The 18,025-nt window shown below is 65.3% G+C and carries 16 protein-coding genes; 13 read left to right on the top strand and 3 right to left on the bottom strand.

The window, feature by feature from the left end:
- The first annotated feature begins 159 nt into the window (after positions 1-159).
- Complete coding sequence (locus tag OSH05_RS14960) at positions 160-840, top strand: invasion associated locus B family protein (RefSeq protein ID WP_266352520.1); 681 nt, start codon at positions 160-162, stop codon at positions 838-840.
- Between the two features lie 102 nt (positions 841-942).
- Here the strand turns inward: OSH05_RS14960 and hspQ are convergent, their stop codons facing one another.
- Together hspQ and OSH05_RS14950 are read right to left on the bottom strand one after the other, a co-directional pair.
- Positions 943-1,275, bottom strand: coding sequence for a heat shock protein HspQ (gene hspQ / locus OSH05_RS14955; RefSeq protein ID WP_104218890.1), 333 nt, complete (start codon positions 1,273-1,275; stop codon positions 943-945).
- A gap of 77 nt (positions 1,276-1,352) precedes the next feature.
- Complete coding sequence (locus OSH05_RS14950) at positions 1,353-2,507, bottom strand: UbiH/UbiF family hydroxylase (RefSeq protein WP_266352519.1); 1,155 nt, start codon at positions 2,505-2,507, stop codon at positions 1,353-1,355.
- A gap of 237 nt (positions 2,508-2,744) precedes the next feature.
- On the opposite strand from OSH05_RS14950, the gene OSH05_RS14945 reads away from it, so the two are divergent.
- From OSH05_RS14945 to OSH05_RS14935, 3 genes are all read left to right on the top strand, one after another.
- Positions 2,745-3,473: a CDP-alcohol phosphatidyltransferase family protein gene (locus OSH05_RS14945; protein WP_104218888.1), complete on the top strand. Its 729-nt coding sequence runs from the start codon at positions 2,745-2,747 to the stop codon at positions 3,471-3,473.
- A gap of 29 nt (positions 3,474-3,502) precedes the next feature.
- Positions 3,503-4,222, top strand: a complete 720-nt coding sequence (locus tag OSH05_RS14940; protein ID WP_104218887.1) for a TerC family protein — start codon at positions 3,503-3,505, stop codon at positions 4,220-4,222.
- Between the two features lie 197 nt (positions 4,223-4,419).
- Positions 4,420-5,607 carry an MFS transporter gene (locus OSH05_RS14935; RefSeq protein WP_266352518.1) on the top strand — a complete coding sequence of 396 codons (1,188 nt, stop codon included), beginning with the start codon at positions 4,420-4,422 and terminating at the stop codon, positions 5,605-5,607.
- 6 nt (positions 5,608-5,613) lie between these two features.
- On the opposite strand, the gene OSH05_RS14930 is transcribed toward OSH05_RS14935, so the two are convergent.
- Positions 5,614-6,594, bottom strand: a complete 981-nt coding sequence (locus OSH05_RS14930) for a LysR family transcriptional regulator (protein ID WP_104218885.1) — start codon at positions 6,592-6,594, stop codon at positions 5,614-5,616.
- A 228-nt stretch (positions 6,595-6,822) separates the two neighbouring features.
- Here OSH05_RS14930 and uraH point away from each other — a divergent pair, with 228 nt between their 5' ends.
- The 9 genes from uraH (at position 6,823) to OSH05_RS14885 (ending at position 17,999) form a co-directional block, all read left to right on the top strand.
- Positions 6,823-7,173 carry a hydroxyisourate hydrolase gene (uraH, locus tag OSH05_RS14925; protein WP_104218884.1) on the top strand — a complete coding sequence of 117 codons (351 nt, stop codon included), beginning with the start codon at positions 6,823-6,825 and terminating at the stop codon, positions 7,171-7,173.
- Between the two features lie 6 nt (positions 7,174-7,179).
- On the top strand, positions 7,180-8,661 hold the full coding sequence (xdhA, locus tag OSH05_RS14920; protein ID WP_104218883.1) for a xanthine dehydrogenase small subunit: 1,482 nt from the start codon (positions 7,180-7,182) through the stop codon (positions 8,659-8,661).
- Positions 8,648-10,963 (top strand): xanthine dehydrogenase molybdopterin binding subunit, encoded by a 2,316-nt coding sequence (xdhB, locus tag OSH05_RS14915; RefSeq protein WP_104218882.1) that lies wholly within the window; start codon positions 8,648-8,650, stop codon positions 10,961-10,963. The genes xdhA and xdhB overlap by 14 nt, the downstream gene beginning before the upstream one ends.
- Before the next feature lie 4 nt (positions 10,964-10,967).
- Positions 10,968-11,975, top strand: coding sequence for a xanthine dehydrogenase accessory protein XdhC (gene xdhC, locus OSH05_RS14910; protein ID WP_104218881.1), 1,008 nt, complete (start codon positions 10,968-10,970; stop codon positions 11,973-11,975).
- Positions 11,975-13,567: an ABC transporter ATP-binding protein gene (locus OSH05_RS14905; protein WP_407660409.1), complete on the top strand. Its 1,593-nt coding sequence runs from the start codon at positions 11,975-11,977 to the stop codon at positions 13,565-13,567. Before xdhC ends, OSH05_RS14905 begins: the two co-directional genes overlap by 1 nt.
- Entirely contained in the window at positions 13,551-14,645 is a 1,095-nt protein-coding gene (locus tag OSH05_RS14900) for an ABC transporter permease (RefSeq protein WP_104218880.1), read from the top strand. The genes OSH05_RS14905 and OSH05_RS14900 overlap by 17 nt, the downstream gene beginning before the upstream one ends.
- A 2-nt stretch (positions 14,646-14,647) precedes the next feature.
- The gene (locus OSH05_RS14895) at positions 14,648-15,562 is read left to right on the top strand and encodes an ABC transporter permease (protein WP_104219275.1); all 915 of its coding nucleotides are present in this window, start codon (positions 14,648-14,650) and stop codon (positions 15,560-15,562) included.
- 77 nt (positions 15,563-15,639) lie between these two features.
- Positions 15,640-16,710, top strand: coding sequence for a BMP family ABC transporter substrate-binding protein (locus OSH05_RS14890; RefSeq protein ID WP_104218879.1), 1,071 nt, complete (start codon positions 15,640-15,642; stop codon positions 16,708-16,710).
- A 107-nt stretch (positions 16,711-16,817) separates the two neighbouring features.
- Complete coding sequence (locus OSH05_RS14885; RefSeq protein ID WP_104218878.1) at positions 16,818-17,999, top strand: urate hydroxylase PuuD; 1,182 nt, start codon at positions 16,818-16,820, stop codon at positions 17,997-17,999.
- Positions 18,000-18,025: the final 26 nt, after the last annotated feature.

Below are 18,025 nucleotides of genomic sequence, written 5' to 3'. Positions count from 1 at the left end.
GCCGCCGGGTCGTCACCGTGTCGCCGCATTTGCTCTCCATCCAGCCCCTACATTTGGCTGAAGCGTGAGGGTCGGCTTGAGAGTCGAAGACTTCGGGTGAACGCCAGGCCCCAGATGAATGCAAGGAAACGCGCGATGCTGCATGGTTGGAATTCAGGAATGGTCCGGGTGCCGCAGCTGGCAGCCGTCGCGCTCTTCGTTGCGATGACCGCGACGGGCGCCATGGCCCAGGACACGCCGGCTCCGGCCGATGCGGCGCCCGCGCCGGCCGCAGCAGCCGCCGCGCCGGCTGCTGGCGACAATGCCCCGCCAGCTCCGTCATGGATCAAGGAATGCGCGCAGGACCAGCAGTCCAAGAAGAAGCTCTGCATCACCTCGCAGGAGCTGCGCGCCGAGACCAACCAGTTCATCGCCTCGCTGCAGCTTCGTCAGCTCGAGGGTGATCCCAAGATGGCGCTGACCGCCATCGTGCTCACCGGCCAGCTGATCCAGCCGGGTCTCCTGATCCAGGTCGACCAGAACAAGGCGATCCCGCTGAAATATGTGATCTGCGATCCGTCGGTCTGCTACGCGCAGGGCGAGGTCGACGACGCTTTCGTCGCTTCCCTGAAGAAGGGCAAGCGCATCGCGTCGATCACCATGAACCCGCAGGGCAAGCCAATGGTGTTCCCGTTCCCGCTGACGGGCTTCACCAAGACCTTCGAGGGCGAGGGTCTCGACCGCGCCGCCGGCGCCGCCCGCCGCAACCAGCTGCAGGAAGCCGTGCAGAAGCGCGCCACCGAGCGCAACAAGGCCCTGATCGACCAGCAGAACAAGGAACGGACGGCAACCCCGCAGTAAGGGGCCAAGCGTCTCACCGGACAAATGAAAACGGCGCCTTCGGGCGCCGTTTTGTTTGGGGCTGGCGGAGCGCCGCTCCGTTGCAGCAGAGCCGTGCGAGATTCAGTTCAGGCCGCGGTCTCGCGAGACATAGAGATCGCCGTCGCGGCCGTCGAAATAATCACCGATCTGGGCGTGGCGCAGCGGCTCTTCCGAGCCGTCGGCGACGAGGTTCTGCTCCGAGACATAGGCGACATATTCGCTCTCGTCGTTCTCGGCGAGCAGATGATAGAAGGGCTGGTCCTTCGAGGGACGCACCTCCTCCGGGATCGACAGCCACCATTCCTCGGTATTGGCGAAAACCGGATCGACGTCATAGATCACGCCGCGAAATGGGAATACGCGGTGGCGGACGATCTGTCCGATCTGAAACTTGGCGGAACGCGTCTGACCCATGGCTCCCATGCCTCTTGGCGGCGGGTCGCCAAAAGGCACGAACGCGCAGGGCTGTCAACCTTTCGGGGCCGCGCTGGCTAAAGATGCGGCGCCAGCGCCCGGCGCATGGCGGCGCGCTTCAGCGCCGGCAGACGGTCCATCGCGAACAGGCCGATGCCACGCGCCGCCTGCACCGGAAGGAAGCTGGTGAGCAGGGTCCGGTTCAGAGCGTCGACGCCGGCCGTGCGCGTGAAGACGTCGCCGGTGCGGCCCCTGTCATAGGCTGAGAGCGCTGCCGCCGAGCCCGGATCGGCGAGGTGTCCGGCGATGACATTGGCGAACACGGCCGCATCGCGAAGGCCGAGATTGAGCCCCTGCGCCCCGATCGGCGGGAAGACATGCGCCGCCTCGCCGATGAGCGCGATTCGTCTTGCCGCAAATTTGCGGGCCGCCAGGCCGGTCAGCGGAAAGACCTGGCGCGGGCCGTCGATGCGGATCGCACCCAGCAGGAAATGCGACCGCCGCTCGAACTCCGCCGCCAGCGCATCGTCGCTCAAGCCCATCAGCCGCTCCGCCTCGGCAGGCCGCTCGACACAGACGACAGCCGAATGCAGACCCGGCAGCGGCACGAGGGTGAACGGGCCGGTCTCGGTATGAAACTCCGTCGAGACATCGTCATGCGGCAGGGCATGGGCCGTGTTCACGACGAGGGCGGATTGCGGATAGGACCAGCTGCGGACGCCGATGCCGGCCGCCTCGCGGCCCGGCGAACGGCGGCCATCGGCGGCACCGAGGAGGCGCGCGGTGATCGTGTCGCCGGCGCCGGTCACGACGGTGACAGCGTCCAGATCCGGCTCGATCGACGCGGCAACGCCGTCGATGCGCTCCACGCCGATCGCCGTCGCCGCCTGCTCCAGCGCGCTCACCAGCGCGGCATGGGGAATGTTGTAGCCGAAGACCTCCCTGCCGATCTCGCTGGCGTGGAACTCGACCAGCGGCGCCCTGATCAGCCGGCGCGTCGAATCAACGAGCCGCATGGTGCGCATCGGTGCCGAGACGCCCTCAACCGCGGCGAAGATGCCGGCCTGCTTCAGGATATCGACCGAGACGCCGAGCATGGCGACCGTGCGGCGGTCGCGCGCCTCAAGCCTCGGCGCGAGGAGGGCCGTCGTGGCGCCGGCCTGCTGCGCCAGTATCGCCGCGGCAAGCCCGGCCGGTCCGGCACCAATCACCAGGACATCGAAGCTCGACATGGACATCTCCTACCGAATTCGAGTGGAAAGTGGGCGAGGGGCGGGGCGAGGGCAAGACCGAGCAGTGTCGCATCGGGCAAATTGGCGAGAAGTCGAGGCTCGCCATCGCTTGCCAGCGTCGCCGCGCTTCCGTATCGAGGGAAGCGGGGACTTTCTGTGGAATTCTCCGGACAAGACAGAACCCGCGGCTCCCCGGACGGAGCATCGGGGTAGGGACGTGAAACGCAGGGGTACTTCATGCCGAAGCGGCGGGGCTGGCCGCGCACGGAAAGCTGGGCCGTGCATCTTCTCACGGCGAGCGGGGCGGCCTTCGCCGTACTGGCAACGCTTTCCGCCTTTGAGAGCAACTGGACGGCGACCTTCGCCTGGCTCGGCGCAGCGCTCTTCGTCGATGGCATAGACGGGCCGCTCGCCCGCACCTTCAAGGTCGAGGAGCGCGTGCCCTGGTTCGACGGCGCGATCCTCGATCTCGTCATCGATTATGCGACCTATGTGTTCATTCCGGCGCTGATGCTGGCCCGCGCCGACATCATGCCGCCACTTCTGGCGATTCCTGCCGCGATCGCGGTGGCGGTGATCGGCGCGATCTATTTCGCCGATACGCGGATGAAGACGGTCGATTTCGGCTTCCGGGGGTTTCCAGCCGTCTGGAACGCGGTTGTCTTCGTCCTCGTCGCCTTTGCGCTGCCGCCCTATGCCGGCGCCGCGCTGATCGCGCTTTTTTTGGTGCTGACCTTCACACCGGTTGAGTTCATTCACCCCTTCCGGGTCCGGCAGGCCCGGCCGCTGACACTCACCATGACCTTGGCTTGGGCCGTCTTCGCGCTTCTCGCAGTGCTGGCGGATCTGAAGCCATCGGCAGCCATTCTCTGGGGGCTCGGCATCAGTTCAGCTTATCTTGCGCTGATCGGAGCCTTTCTTCAGGCTGCGCGTCTATGGAGACGGCGCAGCGCATCGAGCGCCTGACCCCTTCACCCCACGAACACGGATTGTCGATGAATTTCGAACTCTTCTTTCAAGCCGGCGCCTGGGCGAGCCTTCTGACGCTGACCGCGATGGAGATCGTGCTCGGCATCGACAACATCGTGTTCATTTCCGTGCTGGTCAGCCGATTGCCGGCGGAAAGCTCCAAGAAAGCACGCCAGATCGGCCTTGCCCTGGCGCTCGTCTTCCGCATCGCGCTGCTCGTCGTCCTCTCCTGGCTCATCGGGCTGACGGAGCCCGTGGTCACGGCCTTCGGCCTCTCGCTCTCCTGGCGCGATCTGATCCTGCTCGCCGGTGGCCTCTTCCTGATCTACAAATCGACGCACGAGATCCACCAGGGCGTCGAGGGCTCGCACGAGGACGGCCAGAAGCCGGTCCAGGCCAGCTTCGCGGCGATCGTCTCGCAGATCATCGTCATCGACATGGTGTTCTCGGTCGATTCGATCATCACGGCGATCGGGATGGCCGAGCATGTCGAGATCATGATCCTCGCCGTCATCATTGCGATGGGCGTGATGTATCTGGCCTCGGGAGCCATCTCGTCCTTCATCGAGCGCCATCCGACGACCAAGATGCTGGCGCTCGCCTTCCTGCTGATGATCGGCATCGCGCTCGTCGCCGATGGTCTCGGCTTCCACATCCCACGCGGCTACATCTACGCGGCGATGGCCTTCTCGGCCTTTGTCGAAGTGCTCAATGTCGCCGCCAAGCGAGGGCCGAAAAAGAGCTGACGCCTCAGCGCCGGCCTTCCGCCCAAGGGAGGCCGACGCAACGCGATGCGGGCTCGCGAATGTCGTCTGGTCGGTTGCGAGCGAGGCAATCTGCCTATATACGGGGCACATATTCTGTGCATTGGCGAATCCGTGGACGTCGGACACGCGCCCCGGCCGCGAAGGCGGCCGCCTCCGCCCGCTTGACGGTTATCCAGATGGTCCTCTCCTTCGCTTCGGCGCGCCTCGTCATGGCGCTGTTCTTCGTCTATTCGTTCGGAATATCGAACTGGCTGATCCGCATTCCGGACGTGCAGCACATGCTGGGCCTGGAGCCGGCGCAGCTGGCGATCTGCCTGATCGGCATGCCGGTCGGCCTCGTCATCTCGATGGCGTTTTCCGGGATGGTCGTGGAGCGCTTTGGCGCCGCCAACGCCATCCGCTATGGCTTCATCTTCCTGATCGCGGCACTGCTGCTGCCTCCGCTAGCGGGCAACGCGACCTGGCTGTTCTTCGCGCTGGTCGCGGTCGGGCTCTCGATGGGCGCAGTCGAGGTCGGCGTGAACGTCGCGGCGGACCGGATCGGCGTCGCACTCGGACGCACGATCATGTCGCGCTGCCACGGCTTCTGGAGCCTTGGCCTGATGGCGGGCGGTGCCGTGGGCTCGGCCGCGGCGGCCTTTGGCCTGGCGCCCTATCAGCACATGATTCTCGTCGCGGTGTTTGCGCTCGTCGCCTCGCAGCTTTTCGGTGCGCGCATGCCGCAATTCCGCACCCCGGTCACGGAAAATGCCGAAAAGACCCCGGTCTTCGTGCTGCCGCCGCGCAACATCGTGCTGCTGTGCTTCTTCGGCTTCGGCATGCTGCTGGTCGAGGGCGCGATAACCGACTGGAGCGCCATCTATCTGCGCGACGTATTCGGTGCCAAACCGCCGGTCACCGGCTTCGCCTTCACGGCCTTTGGCGGCGTCATGGCGGTGGGGCGGCTGGCGGGCGACTATCTTTCCATGCGCTTCGGCCCGGTGACGATGGCGCGGGTCTGCTGCTCGATCGGCCTCGCCGGCCTGACGCTGATGGTTCTGGCCACCTCGCCGCTCTTCGTGATCCTCGGCGCGGCAGCGGCGGGCTTCGGCGTGTCGATCATCTTCCCGCTCGCCGTTTCCGCCGCAGCCGGACGCGAGGGATCGTCGGCCGTCAACGTCGCGGCGCTGTCGCTGCTGTCGTTCACCGGCTTCCTGATCGGCCCGCCCGTCATCGGTTTCGTCACCGAATTCGCCGGCCTCCGGATCGGCCTCGGTACGCTGCTGATCCCGGCGCTCGCCAGCCTGCTGCTCTCCGGCCAGGTTCGCGTCCGCCCACGCCGGATCGAGCCCGATGCGATCGGCGCGGTTCGCAGCGGGGCGTGAGGGACGTCATGGACCGGCCGGAAACTCGCTCAGGTTTCCGGCCGTGTCGAAATAGATGCGCGCCATGTCGAAGAAGGCAGCGGGCGCGAAGCGAAGGCTGCTTTGCGATCGCACGATCATGCCGAAGCGGTTGAGCGGCAGGCCGCGCTCGGTGAGCGGGCGGAACAACACCTCGCCCGACATGATCTCGCGCTCGATGCCGAGCGGCGTCAGGAATGCGGCGTAGTGGCCCGAGCGAGCTAGCTCATAGAGCATGCGCACGGAATTCGCCTCGACCACAGAGCGCGGCAGATCACCGAATGGCACCAGGAACGGGTCGATGACTTCGCGGATCGACAATCCCCGCGCCGGCACGGCGCAGGGATGGGCGAAGCAATCGGCGAAAGAGAGCGCTTGCGCTGCCGCCAGGGGGTGATCAGACCGGATCACCACGCCGATCGGCAGGTCGCGGCGGACGGCGATTTCGACATGGCGGGTTGCCCGCGCCAGGAAGGCGAAACCCATGTCGGCCTCTCCGGCGGCGACCAGCTCGACCACGTCGGAGGCCGGTGCCACCCGAGTCTCGACCTTCAGCCGCGGATAGCGGCGGCCGAATTCGGCGATCAGCCGCGGCAGGATCGACAGGCCGACACTCTCGACAGTGGCGATGCGGACGGAGCCGGACTGGAGACCTGCGAGCAGATCGAGCTCCGAGACCGCGGCTTCCAGGGGATGGGTCAGCTCGCGGGCGTGACGCAGCAGGATCTCGCCGGCCGGGGTAAGCCGTAGTCGCCGCCTCTCACGTGAAAACAGCTTGAAGCCCAGCGTCTCTTCCAGATGGCCGATCTGCCTGGCTACCGCCGAGGACGCGATGTTGAGCCGCCGTGCCGTCTCGCGCATCGACAGCGTCTCGGCCACCGAGACGAAATAGAGCAGGGAAGGGGTGTGAAAAAGCCGGGCGAGTGAGGCCGCCGAGACATGGCCCGCCCGCGAACCCGCTCCATCCATCTCCGACTCCCAATACTCACATGCTGCCTTTCCGGCAGCATGTCGCGCTCAATCTAGTAGTATTCCCTGCATCCGCACCGTCCTACCATGTTTCGCGCGCGTCGGACGCGGCATTTTGCTTCCCTAGCGGGCAACCGGATGGGCAAGATTGGATTTGATTAAGCCTTGGGCATTTCCTAGAGTCGGGCATCGCCGGTCCGTAGGGTCGGGCTTTCGAGAAAGCAGATAATGGGCCGTCTCACCACGCATGTTCTGGATATTGCCACCGGCAGGCCCGCTGGCGGTCTCGCCATCGAATTGTTCCGCGTCGACGACGAATTGAGCTTCGTGCGCGCGGTAACGACGAATGACGATGGCCGTGTCGACGAGCCCTTGCTGGAGGGCGAAGCGTTGGCGGCCGGCGTCTACGAGCTGCGGTTCCACGCCGGCGACTATCTGCGCCAGTCGTCCGCCCGGCTCACGGACCCGCCTTTTCTTGATGTGATCCCGATCCGATTCGGCATTGCCGACCCATCGCAGCATTATCATGTGCCGTTGCTGCTCTCGCCTTACGGCTATTCGACCTATCGGGGCAGCTGAGCACCCATGCGCGATACCGTCCGTTTCGTCCGCCGCGGCCAGATCGTCGAGATCGGCAATATCGATCCGATGACGACGCTGCTCGACCATCTGCGCCTCGCCGAGGGAGCCACGGGAACCAAGGAGGGCTGCGGGGAGGGCGATTGCGGCGCATGCACCGTGGCGATTGGCCGGCAGAAGGACGGCCAGGTCGTCTATCAGCCCGTCAATGCCTGCATCCAGTTGCTCGGCATGATCGACGGCACCGAGATCGTCGCGGTCGAAGACCTCGCCACCGGCGCGGAGCTGCACCCGATCCAGACGGCCATGGTCGAGAAGCACGCCTCGCAATGCGGCTTCTGCACGCCGGGCTTCGTCATGAGCCTGTTCACCCTCTACCAGTCGACCGAGGGGCCGGTGACGCGCGGCGCCGTCAACGATTGCATTGCCGGCAATCTCTGCCGCTGCACCGGCTATCGGCCGATCGTCGAGGCGGCGCTCTCCGTCTGCTCGCAGGAGCGGGCGGATAAGTTCCGCGACGCCAATGCCGATACGGCCGGCATATTGCAGTTCCTTTCCGATGGACGAGATCTGTTCATCGGCGACCATGAACGCTTCTTCGCTGCGCCCGCCTCGATCGATGGACTCGCGACGCTCTATGAGCGCCATCCGACCGCCGTGATCGTCGCCGGCGCCACCGATGTCGGCCTCTGGATCACCAAGCAGCTGCGCGACATTCCGAAGATCATCCATATCGGCCGCGTGCCCGGGCTCGACGGCATCGAGGATACGGGCCGCGAACTGCTGATCGGCGCCGCGGCGACCTATGCCGATGTCGAGCCCTATGCTCACGCGATCGATCCGGATTTCGGCGAACTTTTCCGGCGCATTGGCTCCAAGCAGGTGCGCGCCAGCGGCACGGTCGGCGGCAATGTCGCCAATGGTTCGCCGATCGGCGATACGCCGCCGGCTCTGATCGCGCTCGGCGCTACGATGGAACTCCGTAAAGGCGAGCGCTCGCGCGTGCTGCCGGTCGAGGATTTCTACATCGAATATGGCAAGCAGAACCGCGCCTCCGGCGAGTTCGTCACCGGGTTGATGATCCCGCGCCTGAAGGCCGATCAGGTCTTCCGCTGCTACAAGGTGACGAAGCGCTTCGACCAGGACATTTCGTCGGTGATGGGCGCTTTCCGCTTCACGCTCGATGCCGGCGGCATGATCCGCGAGGCCCGCATCGCCTATGGCGGAATGGCCGGCACCCCGAAGCGGGCAAAGCATGCCGAAAGCGCGCTGACCGGCTCGTCGATCCGCGATTCGGCCGCCTGGTCGAAGGCGTTCGCGGCGCTGAAGGAAGACTTCACGCCGCTCGACGACCACCGCGCCAGCGCCGCCTATCGCGCCGAGACCGCGCATGCGCTGCTCGGCAAGGCACTGCTCGAATCGGCAGGTACCTCGACACACCGCACCCGCCTCATCGGCCGCAGGGAGGCTATCCATGCCGCCGAGTGACGTTCTCATTCCCGATTCGGAGCTTGCCGTCGTCCGCAAGCCGCTGCCGCATGACAGCGCGCCGCGCCACGTGACGGGCGCCGCAGCCTATATCGACGATATACGCGAGCCGGCCGGCACGCTGCATGTCGCGCCGGGCTATGCGCCGATCGCTGCAGGCCGCCTGCTCGATGTCGATCTCTCAGCCGTGAGCGCATCGCCTGGCGTCGTCGCGGTGATGACGGCGGCGGACCTGCCGGGCGCCAACGACATCTCGCCGAAGCTGATTGGCGACGATCCGGCGCTTGCCGACGGCGAGATCCGCTTCCACGGCCAGGTCGTGTTCATCGTCATCGCCGAGACGCGCGACCAGGCACGGCGCGCGGCGAAGAAGGCGAAATTCGCCACCGAGGCCGCCAAGCCCGTCATCGATGTCGACGAGGCGAGCGACACCGTCCTTCCGGACTATGCGTTCCTCAGGGGCGACCCGGACGCCGCCATCGCCGGCGCGCCAGTAAAATTCTCCGACAGTTTCCGCATCGGCGGGCAGGAGCATTTCTACCTCGAGGGCCAGGTCTCGATGGCCGTGCCGGGCGAGGCGGGCGAGATATTCGTCTATGCCTCGACGCAGCATCCAAGCGAGGTGCAGCACGTCGTCGCCCATGCGCTGCATCTGCCGACCAGCGCCGTGACGGTCGAGATCCGCCGCATGGGTGGCGGCTTCGGCGGCAAGGAGAGCCAGGCGACTCAATGGGCCGTATTGGCGGCCGTCGCAGCCTGGAAGACCGGCGTGCCGTGCAAGATGCGGCTCGACCGTGACGACGACATGATCATGACCGGCAAGCGGCATGATTTCCGCGTCGATTATTCGGTCGGCCATGACGAGGACGGCGTGCTCACGGCGGTCGATGTCGCGTTTGCGGCGCGCTGCGGCCACTCCGAGGATCTCTCCATGGGCGTCGTCGACCGGACGATGTTCCACGCCGACAATTCCTATTTCTACCCCGAGTGCCGGGTGCTGACGCGGCGCTACCGCACCAATACCTGTTCCAACACCGCGTTCCGCGGTTTCGGCGGGCCGCAGGGCATGGTGTTCGCCGAGCGGATGATGGACCAGATCGCCTATCGGCTCGGCAAGGATCCGCTCGATGTCCGCAAGGCGAATTTCTATGCCGCCGGACGCGACCGCACACCCTATGGCCAGCAGGTTACCGACAATCTGCTGCCGGAACTGGTGGCCGAACTGGAGGCGAAGAGCGACTATCGCGCCCGCCGCGAGGAGATCGCCGCCTGGAACGCCGAGAGCCGCATCCTGAAGCGCGGCCTGGCGCTGACGCCGATCAAGTTCGGCATCTCCTTCACGCTGATGCCGCTCAACCAGGCCGGCGCGCTGGTCCATCTCTATCGCGACGGTTCGCTGCATCTGAACCATGGCGGCACCGAGATGGGGCAGGGGCTCTTTCTCAAGGTGGCGCAGGTCGTCGCCGAGGAATTCGGCGTCGATCTCGGCAAGGTCGCGATCACGGCGACGCGCACCGACAAGGTGCCCAACACCTCGCCCACCGCCGCCTCCGCCGGCACGGACCTCAATGCCATGGCGGCGGTCGATGCCTGCGGGCAGATCAAGGAGCGGCTTTACGCCTTCATCGAGCAGAAATGGCAGATCCGCCGCCATCAGGTGAGATTCCGGGATAATCAGGTCTTCTTCGGCAATCGCGCCATGAGCCTCGGCGAACTCGCCAACGCCGCCTATCTGGAGCGCGTCTCGCTCTCGGCCGCCGGCCACTACAAGACGCCGGTTATTTCTTGGAATCGCGACAAGGCGGAGGGCCGGCCGTTCTTCTATTTCGCCTATGGCGCCTCCTGCTCCGAGGTCACCATCGATACGATGACCGGCGAGATGAAGGTCGATCGGATCGACGTGCTGCATGATGTCGGCAAATCGCTTAATCCGGCCATCGATATCGGCCAGATCGAGGGCGGCTTCGTGCAGGGCATGGGCTGGCTGACGACGGAGGAGCTGGTCTGGGATAGTCAGGGCCGTCTGCGGACGCATGCGCCCTCGACCTACAAGATCCCGGCCGCCTCGGACATTCCCGAGCATTTCCGCGTCGAGCTGTTTCAGTCGGACGGCGCGCGCGAGAAGACGATCTATCGCTCCAAGGCCGTGGGCGAGCCGCCCTTGATGCTGCCGATCTCCGTTTGGTGCGCCATCGCCAATGCGATCGCGAGCCTGCGGCCCGGCGGCGTACCAAAGCTGAATGCCCCGGCGACGCCCGAGGCGATCCTGAAGTCGGTCCGGGCCATGGTGGCGGGAGACTGAGCCGATGCGCCTCTGGCAGCGCCTGAAGGACGAACTGGAGCATCACGGCATTGCCGCGATGGCCAGCGTCATCGGCATGCAGGGCTCGACGCCGCGCGAGGCCGGCGCCCGTGTCGTGGCGCTTCCGGATGGTTCGTTCTTTGGCACGATCGGCGGCGGAACGCTCGAATGGCGCGCGCTGGCTGATCTTCAGGCCCTGCTCTCCCGCCCGTCGCCAAGGCCGTTCCAGCTTCGCTCGATCGCGCTCGGGCCAGAGCTCGGCCAATGCTGCGGCGGCCGGGTTGAACTCGCCTATGAGATGTTCGGCCCGGAGCAGCGCGAGGCGATCGAACGACTTGCCACGCTGGAGGCGGAGGGACCGTTCCGCACCCGCGCCGCCATCGCCGGCGAGGCAGCTCTCGACCGCGAGGTCGATGCCACGGGCAGCGTCGCCATCGGCTCGGTCCGCCGAATGGGCGCGCGGATTGAGGAAGGTTTCGGCGAGGCGCCGCGCCGGCTCTTTCTCTACGGCGCCGGCCATGTCGGCCGCGCCTTAGTGCTGGCGCTGGCGCCGCTCCCATTCGAGACGATCTGGATCGATCCGCGCCCCGATGCCTTCCCGGCCCGCGTTCCGGCCAATGTCCGCTGCATCGAGGCGGGAGATCCGCCTTCAATGCTCGTCGATGCCGGGGAGGGCGATTTCGTCCTGGTGATGACCCATAATCACGGCCTCGATCTCGCCATCACCGAAGCGGCGCTGAAACGGCCCGGCATCGCCTATCTGGGCGTCATCGGCAGCGCTTCGAAGCGTGCCCGCTTCCGCCGACTGCTGGGCGAGGCAGGGTTGGCGAGGACCGATGTCGACCGGATGACCACGCCGATCGGCATTGCCGGCATCCGCTCCAAGCTGCCGGCGGCGATCGCCGCCTCGGTGGCATCGGACTTGCTGATACGCGATGAGGCTGCGCGTCATGCGGCCATGATTGCCGAAGCGGCCCCGCTTCCGGCCATCCCTTCTCGAAAGGTCGTCTGATCTTGCAGCAAACCCCATCCGGCGGCCGAACGAGACCCGACAGCGCCCCGCTGCTTGAAGCGGTCGGTATCACCAAGCGGTTCGGCGACTTCACGGCGAACGACAATGTCGATTTCGCCATCCGACCCGGCGAGATTCACGCCCTGCTCGGCGAAAACGGCGCCGGCAAGTCGACGCTGGTCAAGATCATCTATGGCTCGCTGCAACCGACGGATGGCGAATTACGCTGGAAGGGCCAGCCGGTCGTCATCCCGAACCCCTCGGCGGCCCGCCGCCTCGGCATCGGCATGGTGTTCCAGCATTTCTCGCTGTTCGAGGCGCTGACCGTCACCGAGAACATCGCGCTCGCGCTTTCCGATCGCAACAACCGCGCCGAACTCGCCCGTGAAATCGAGAAGGTCTCGGCCGAATATGGCCTGCCGCTCAATCCCGCCTCGCGCATCGTCGACCTCTCGGTCGGCGAGCGTCAGCGGGTCGAGATCGTGCGCTGCCTGTTGCAGAACCCCGAACTCCTGATCATGGACGAGCCGACCTCGGTGCTGACGCCGCAGGAGGCCGACGACCTCTTCGTCACGCTCGACAAGCTGATCGCGCGCGGCTGTGCCGTGCTCTACATCAGCCACCGCCTCGAGGAAGTGAAGCAGATCTGCCATCACGCGACGATCCTGCGCCTCGGCAGAATCGTCGGCGAATGCGATCCGCAGAAGGAAACGGCCTCGCGGCTGGCGAGCCTGATGGTCGGCGCCGAGGTCCACGCCATCACCTCCGACACGCCGCCGCCGATCGCCGCCAAGGCCCGCTTCGTCATCCAGGGCCTTTCCATGCCGGAGCCGCATCCCTTTGCGGTGGCGCTCAAGAATGTCTCGCTGGAAGTGAAGGCCGGCGAGATCGTCGGCATTGCCGGCATCGCCGGCAATGGCCAGAGCGAACTCTTCGAAGCGTTGTCCGGTGAGCGGCTCGCCGACCGGGCCGATGCCGTGCTGATCGACAATAGGCCGGCGGGACGGATGGGCGTGACGGCGCGGCGCCGGCTCGGGGCCGCCTTCGTGCCGGAGGAGCGCATGGGCCATGGCGCCGTGCCGCGCCTGAAGCTCTCGGACAATGTGCTGCTCACCCGCCACGCGACCGGCGACCAGTTGATGCGCATCGGCGTCATCGATTTTGCCAGCATGAAGACGCTGGCCGAGCGCATCGGCCGTTCGTTCGATGTCCGAAAGTCGGGACCAGACCCCGAGGCGGGCTCCCTTTCCGGCGGCAATCTGCAAAAATTCATCGTCGGCCGCGAGATCGATCGCCAGCCGGGCGTTCTGCTCGTCAGCCAGCCGACCTGGGGCGTCGATGCCGGCGCGGCGGCCGTGATCCGGCAGGCGCTGATCGATCTGGCGCGCTCCGGCTCGGCCGTCATCGTCGTCAGCCAGGATCTCGACGAGATCTTCGAGATCGCCGATCGGATCGCCGTCATCTCGCGCGGCCATCTCTCCGACCCCGTACCGGCCAGGACCATGACGCGCGAACAGATCGGACTAATGATGGCCGGCCTCGGCGAAGGCAAGCGTGGAACGACGGGGGCGGCCCATGCGCATTCAGCTTGAACGGCGCGCCTCGCACAGCCAGGCGATGCAATATCTGTCGCCGATCATCGCGATCGGGCTGTCGCTTGTCTCCTTCTTCATCATTTTCGTGCTCTCGGGCATCGACCCGCTGCAGGCGCTCTACATCTATTTCGTCGAGCCGCTGACCGCCGGCTGGTCGATCGAGGATCTGCTGACCAAGGCGGCGCCGATCATCCTGATCGCGATCGGCCTTTCCTTCTGCTACCAATCCGCCGTCTGGAACATCGGGGCCGAGGGCCAACTCGCCGCAGGCGCTCTCGCCGGCTCTATCCTTCCCGTGCTCTATCCAAGTCTGCAGGGACCCTGGGTGCTGGCGGCCATGATGATCATGGGCGTGCTCGGCGGCATGGCCTATGCGGCGATCCCCGCCATCCTGAAAATCCGCTTCAATGCCAACGAGACGCTGACGACGCTGATGCTCGTCTATGTGGCGAACCTGTTTCTCGACTATATGGCGCGTGGGCCGTGGCGAGACCCGGCCGGAATGAATTTCCCGAACTCCAAGCCGTTCGAGGACGGCCAGCTGCTGCCGATCATCGCGGGCGACACGGTGCGGCTGTCGATCGTGTTCATGCTGGCGGCCGTCGTCATCGCCTGGTTCCTGACCTCGAAGACCATGACTGGCTTCAAAATCCGCGTGCTCGGTCTCTCGCCGCGTGCCGGCGCCTTTGGCGGCTTCTCCCGCAACAAGATGGTGATGCTGACCTTCCTGATCTCGGGTGGACTGGCCGGCCTTGCCGGCATCTGCGAAGTCGCCGGGCCGATCGGCCTGCTGCGGACGACAGTCTCGCCGGGCTACGGCTTCACCGCGATCATCGTCGCCTTCCTCGGACGGCTGCATCCCTTCGGCATTCTCGTCGCCGGCCTGCTGCTGGCGCTTTCCTATATGGGCGGGGAGGGCGCCCAGGTGGCACTCGGCCTTTCCGACCAGACGACGCAGGTGTTCCAGGGCATGCTGCTCTTCTACGTGCTCGCCTGCGACAGCTTCATCTATTACCGGCTCCGTTTTGTTCGCGATCGCTCGCACGAAGCCACGGCGGCGAGGGTGGCGTCATGACCATGTTCGAAGGCATCCTGCTGACGATCATCACGGCTGCAACGCCGCTGCTCTTCGCCGCGATCGGCGAACTGGTGGCCGAGCGCTCCGGCGTGCTCAATCTCGGCGTCGAGGGCATGATGGCGGTCGGCGCCGTCTGCGGCTTCGCCGCCTCCAACCTGACCGGCAACCCGCTCCTCGGCGTCCTCGCCGCGATGATCGCCGGCATGCTGGCGGCGAGCCTCTTCGGCATCGTCGCGCTGTTCTTCGTGGCGAACCAGAACGCCACCGGCGTCGCACTCACCTTGTTCGGGCTCGGCCTATCGGGCCTGATCGGCAGCGCCTTTGTCGGCGTGCCGGGCGTGCCGATCCCGAAGGTGTATATTCCGGGCTTGAGCGAACTGCCGGTGGTCGGTACCCTGGTCTTCGGGCAGGATCCCTTCGTCTATGGCGCCATCCTCCTCACCATCGCCACCTGGTGGTTCATCTTCAAGACGCGCGGCGGGCTGATCCTGCGCGCCGTCGGCGACAATGCCGCCTCGGCGCATGCACTCGGCTTCTCCGTGTTCCGCACGCGCTTCCTCGCCGTGCTGTTCGGCGGGGCCTGCGCCGGCATCGCCGGAGCCTATCTCTCCATGGTCTATACGCCGCAATGGACACAGGCGATGACCGCCGGCCGCGGCTGGATCGCGCTCGCGCTCGTCGTCTTCGCCAGCTGGCTGCCGGGGCGCCTTGTGATCGGCGCACTGCTCTTCGGCGCCGTGTCGATCCTGCAATTGCATGCGCAGGCGCTCGGCATCGGCATCCCGTCGCAGTTCCTGTCCATGCTGCCCTATATCGTCACCGTCATCGCCCTGGTGCTGATTTCGCGCAACCGGGCGCTGCTTTCCGTCAATACGCCGGCAACCCTCGGCCGGCCCTTTGTCCCCGACACATGAGCTTCACGCTGCGTCCCTGAGCAGGGAAGGGGATGCGGCACCACGTGCAAAACCTGATCCAGAGGAAGGGAACTTCGATGAAGAAATATCTCGCCGTGATCGGCGCATTCGCGCTCATCGCCGGCTTGGCGACCGGCGCCAGCGCCGCCGACAAGCTCAAGGTCTGCTTCGTCTATACCGGCCCGCACAATGATGGCGGCTGGAGCCAGCAGCACGACACGGCCCGCCTCGCCCTTGAGGCGAAGTTCGGCGACAAGATCGAGACGGCCTATGTCGAGAACGTGGCAGAAGGCCCGGACGCCGAGCGCGCCATCGAGCGTCTCGCCCGTTCCGGCTGCGGCATGATCTTCACGACGTCGTTCGGCTTCATGGATCCGACCATCAAGATCGCCAAGAAGTTCCCGAAGGTGAAGTTCGAGCACGATGCCGGCTACAAGATGGCCGACAATGTCTCGATCTACAACATGCGCTGGTATGAGGGGCGCTACGTTCAGGGCCAGATCGCCGCGAAGATGTCGAAGACCGGCGTCGCCGGCTACATCGTCTCCTTTCCGATCCCCGAAGTGGTGATGGGCATCGACGCCTTCATGCTCGGCGCGCAGTCGGTCAACCCCGACTTCAAGGTCAAGGTCGTCTGGGTCAACACCTGGTTCGATCCCGGCAAGGAAGCCGACGCCGCCAAGGCGCTGATCGACCAGGGCGTCGACATCATCGTCCAGCACACTGATTCGCCCGCCGCCATGCAGATCGCCGAGGAACGCGGCCTGCACGCCTTTGGCCAGTCGGCCGACATGTCCAAGTTCGGCCCCAAGGCGCATCTGGCCTCGCTGGTCGACAACTGGACGCCCTACTACATCGATCGTGTCCAGGCGGCGCTCGACGGCACTTGGAAGTCCACCGACACCTGGGGCGGTATCAAGTCCGGCATGGTGGAGCTCCAGCCGCTCACCAACATGCCTGACGACGTGAAGGCCCTCGCCGAGAGCACTATGGAGAAGATCAAGTCCGGCGAGTTGCAGGTCTTCAAGGGACCGATCACCAAGCAGGACGGGTCGGTCGGCGTCGCCGATGGCGCGGTCATGGACGACAAGACGCTGTCCGGCCTCAACTGGTACGTTAAGGGCATCGACGACAAGCTGCCACAATAAGCATCCGCTTTCGCCAATGGCGGCGTCCGGGCGACGCCGGGCGAAACCAATCCGGCCGGCGCCTTTGAGAGGTGCCGGCCGTCGTCAACCGGGGGCCTCACCACCACATGTCCGCATTCGTCGTCGAATGGCTCAATCTTCTCGTCCGCTGGGCCCATATGATCGTTGGCATCGGCTGGATCGGCACCTCATTCTACTTCATCGCGCTCGATCTGAGCCTGAAGAAGCGAGCGCAGATGAATCCCGGCGTCTATGGGACAGCGTGGGAGGTTCATGGCGGCGGCTTTTATCATGTCGAGAAATACCTCGTCGCTCCGGACGCGCTTCCCGATGATTTGATCTGGTACAAATGGGAAGCCTATCTCACCTGGGTGACGGGCTTCTTGTTGCTGATCGTCCAGTATTACTGGAACGCCAACACGTTCCTGATCGATCGATCGGTCCTGCCACTGCTGCCGTCACAGGCGATCGTGATATCGTTCCTATCGCTCATCGGCGGCTGGGTGATCTATGACCAGTTGTGCAAATCGCCGATCGGCCGCAATACCCCGGTTCTGGCTGTCTGTGTCTTTGCCTTGATCGTTGCCGCCGCCTATATGTTCACGCATGTCTTCTCCGGCCGGGGCGCGCTGATCCATGTCGGCGCCTTTGTCGGCACGATCATGGCGGTCAATGTTTTCGGCGTCATCGTGCCGAACCAGAAGAAGATCGTCGCGTCGCTGCTGAAGCACGAACGGCCAGACCCGCGCCTAGGCGCCATCGGCAAGCAACGTTCCGTTCACAATAACTATCTGACTCTGCCAGTCCTGCTGATGATGGTGAGCAATCACTATCCGTTCCTGACGGGCCACCCGCAGAGCTGGATCCTCGTCGCTTTCATCCTTCTGCTCGGCGGCTCGATACGACATTTCATCAACCGTCATGAAGCCCATGACCCGCTGTCGAAATATGTCTGGGCACTGCCGGCCGGGCTCGTGTTTCTCGCCGTGCTCCTGGTCATGACCGCGCCCAAGCCCGTCGAGATCGATCCAAGCCTGCAGGTCAGCGATATCGAGATCCTCACTCTGACCGCAACCCATTGCGCCGTATGCCATTCTGCCAAACCGACCCATGACGGCTTCGACGCCCCGCCTAAGGGCGTAATGCTGCAGACGACCGCGGAACTGATCGCCCACAAGGACCAGATCATCGCCCAGGCGGTCCAGGGCAACGCCATGCCGCTCGGCAATGAGAAGGGGATGACGCCGGAGGACCGCAAGAGGCTTGGCGCCTGGCTGCAAAGCCATTAGAGAGCTGGACGTCTTACGAATATCGG

This window comes from Kaistia algarum, assembly GCF_026343945.1.
GTDB classification, from domain to species: domain Bacteria; phylum Pseudomonadota; class Alphaproteobacteria; order Rhizobiales; family Kaistiaceae; genus Kaistia; species Kaistia algarum.
The sequence above is the reverse complement of the archived record's forward strand: the minus strand, read 5'-3'. Positions and strand labels throughout refer to the sequence as shown.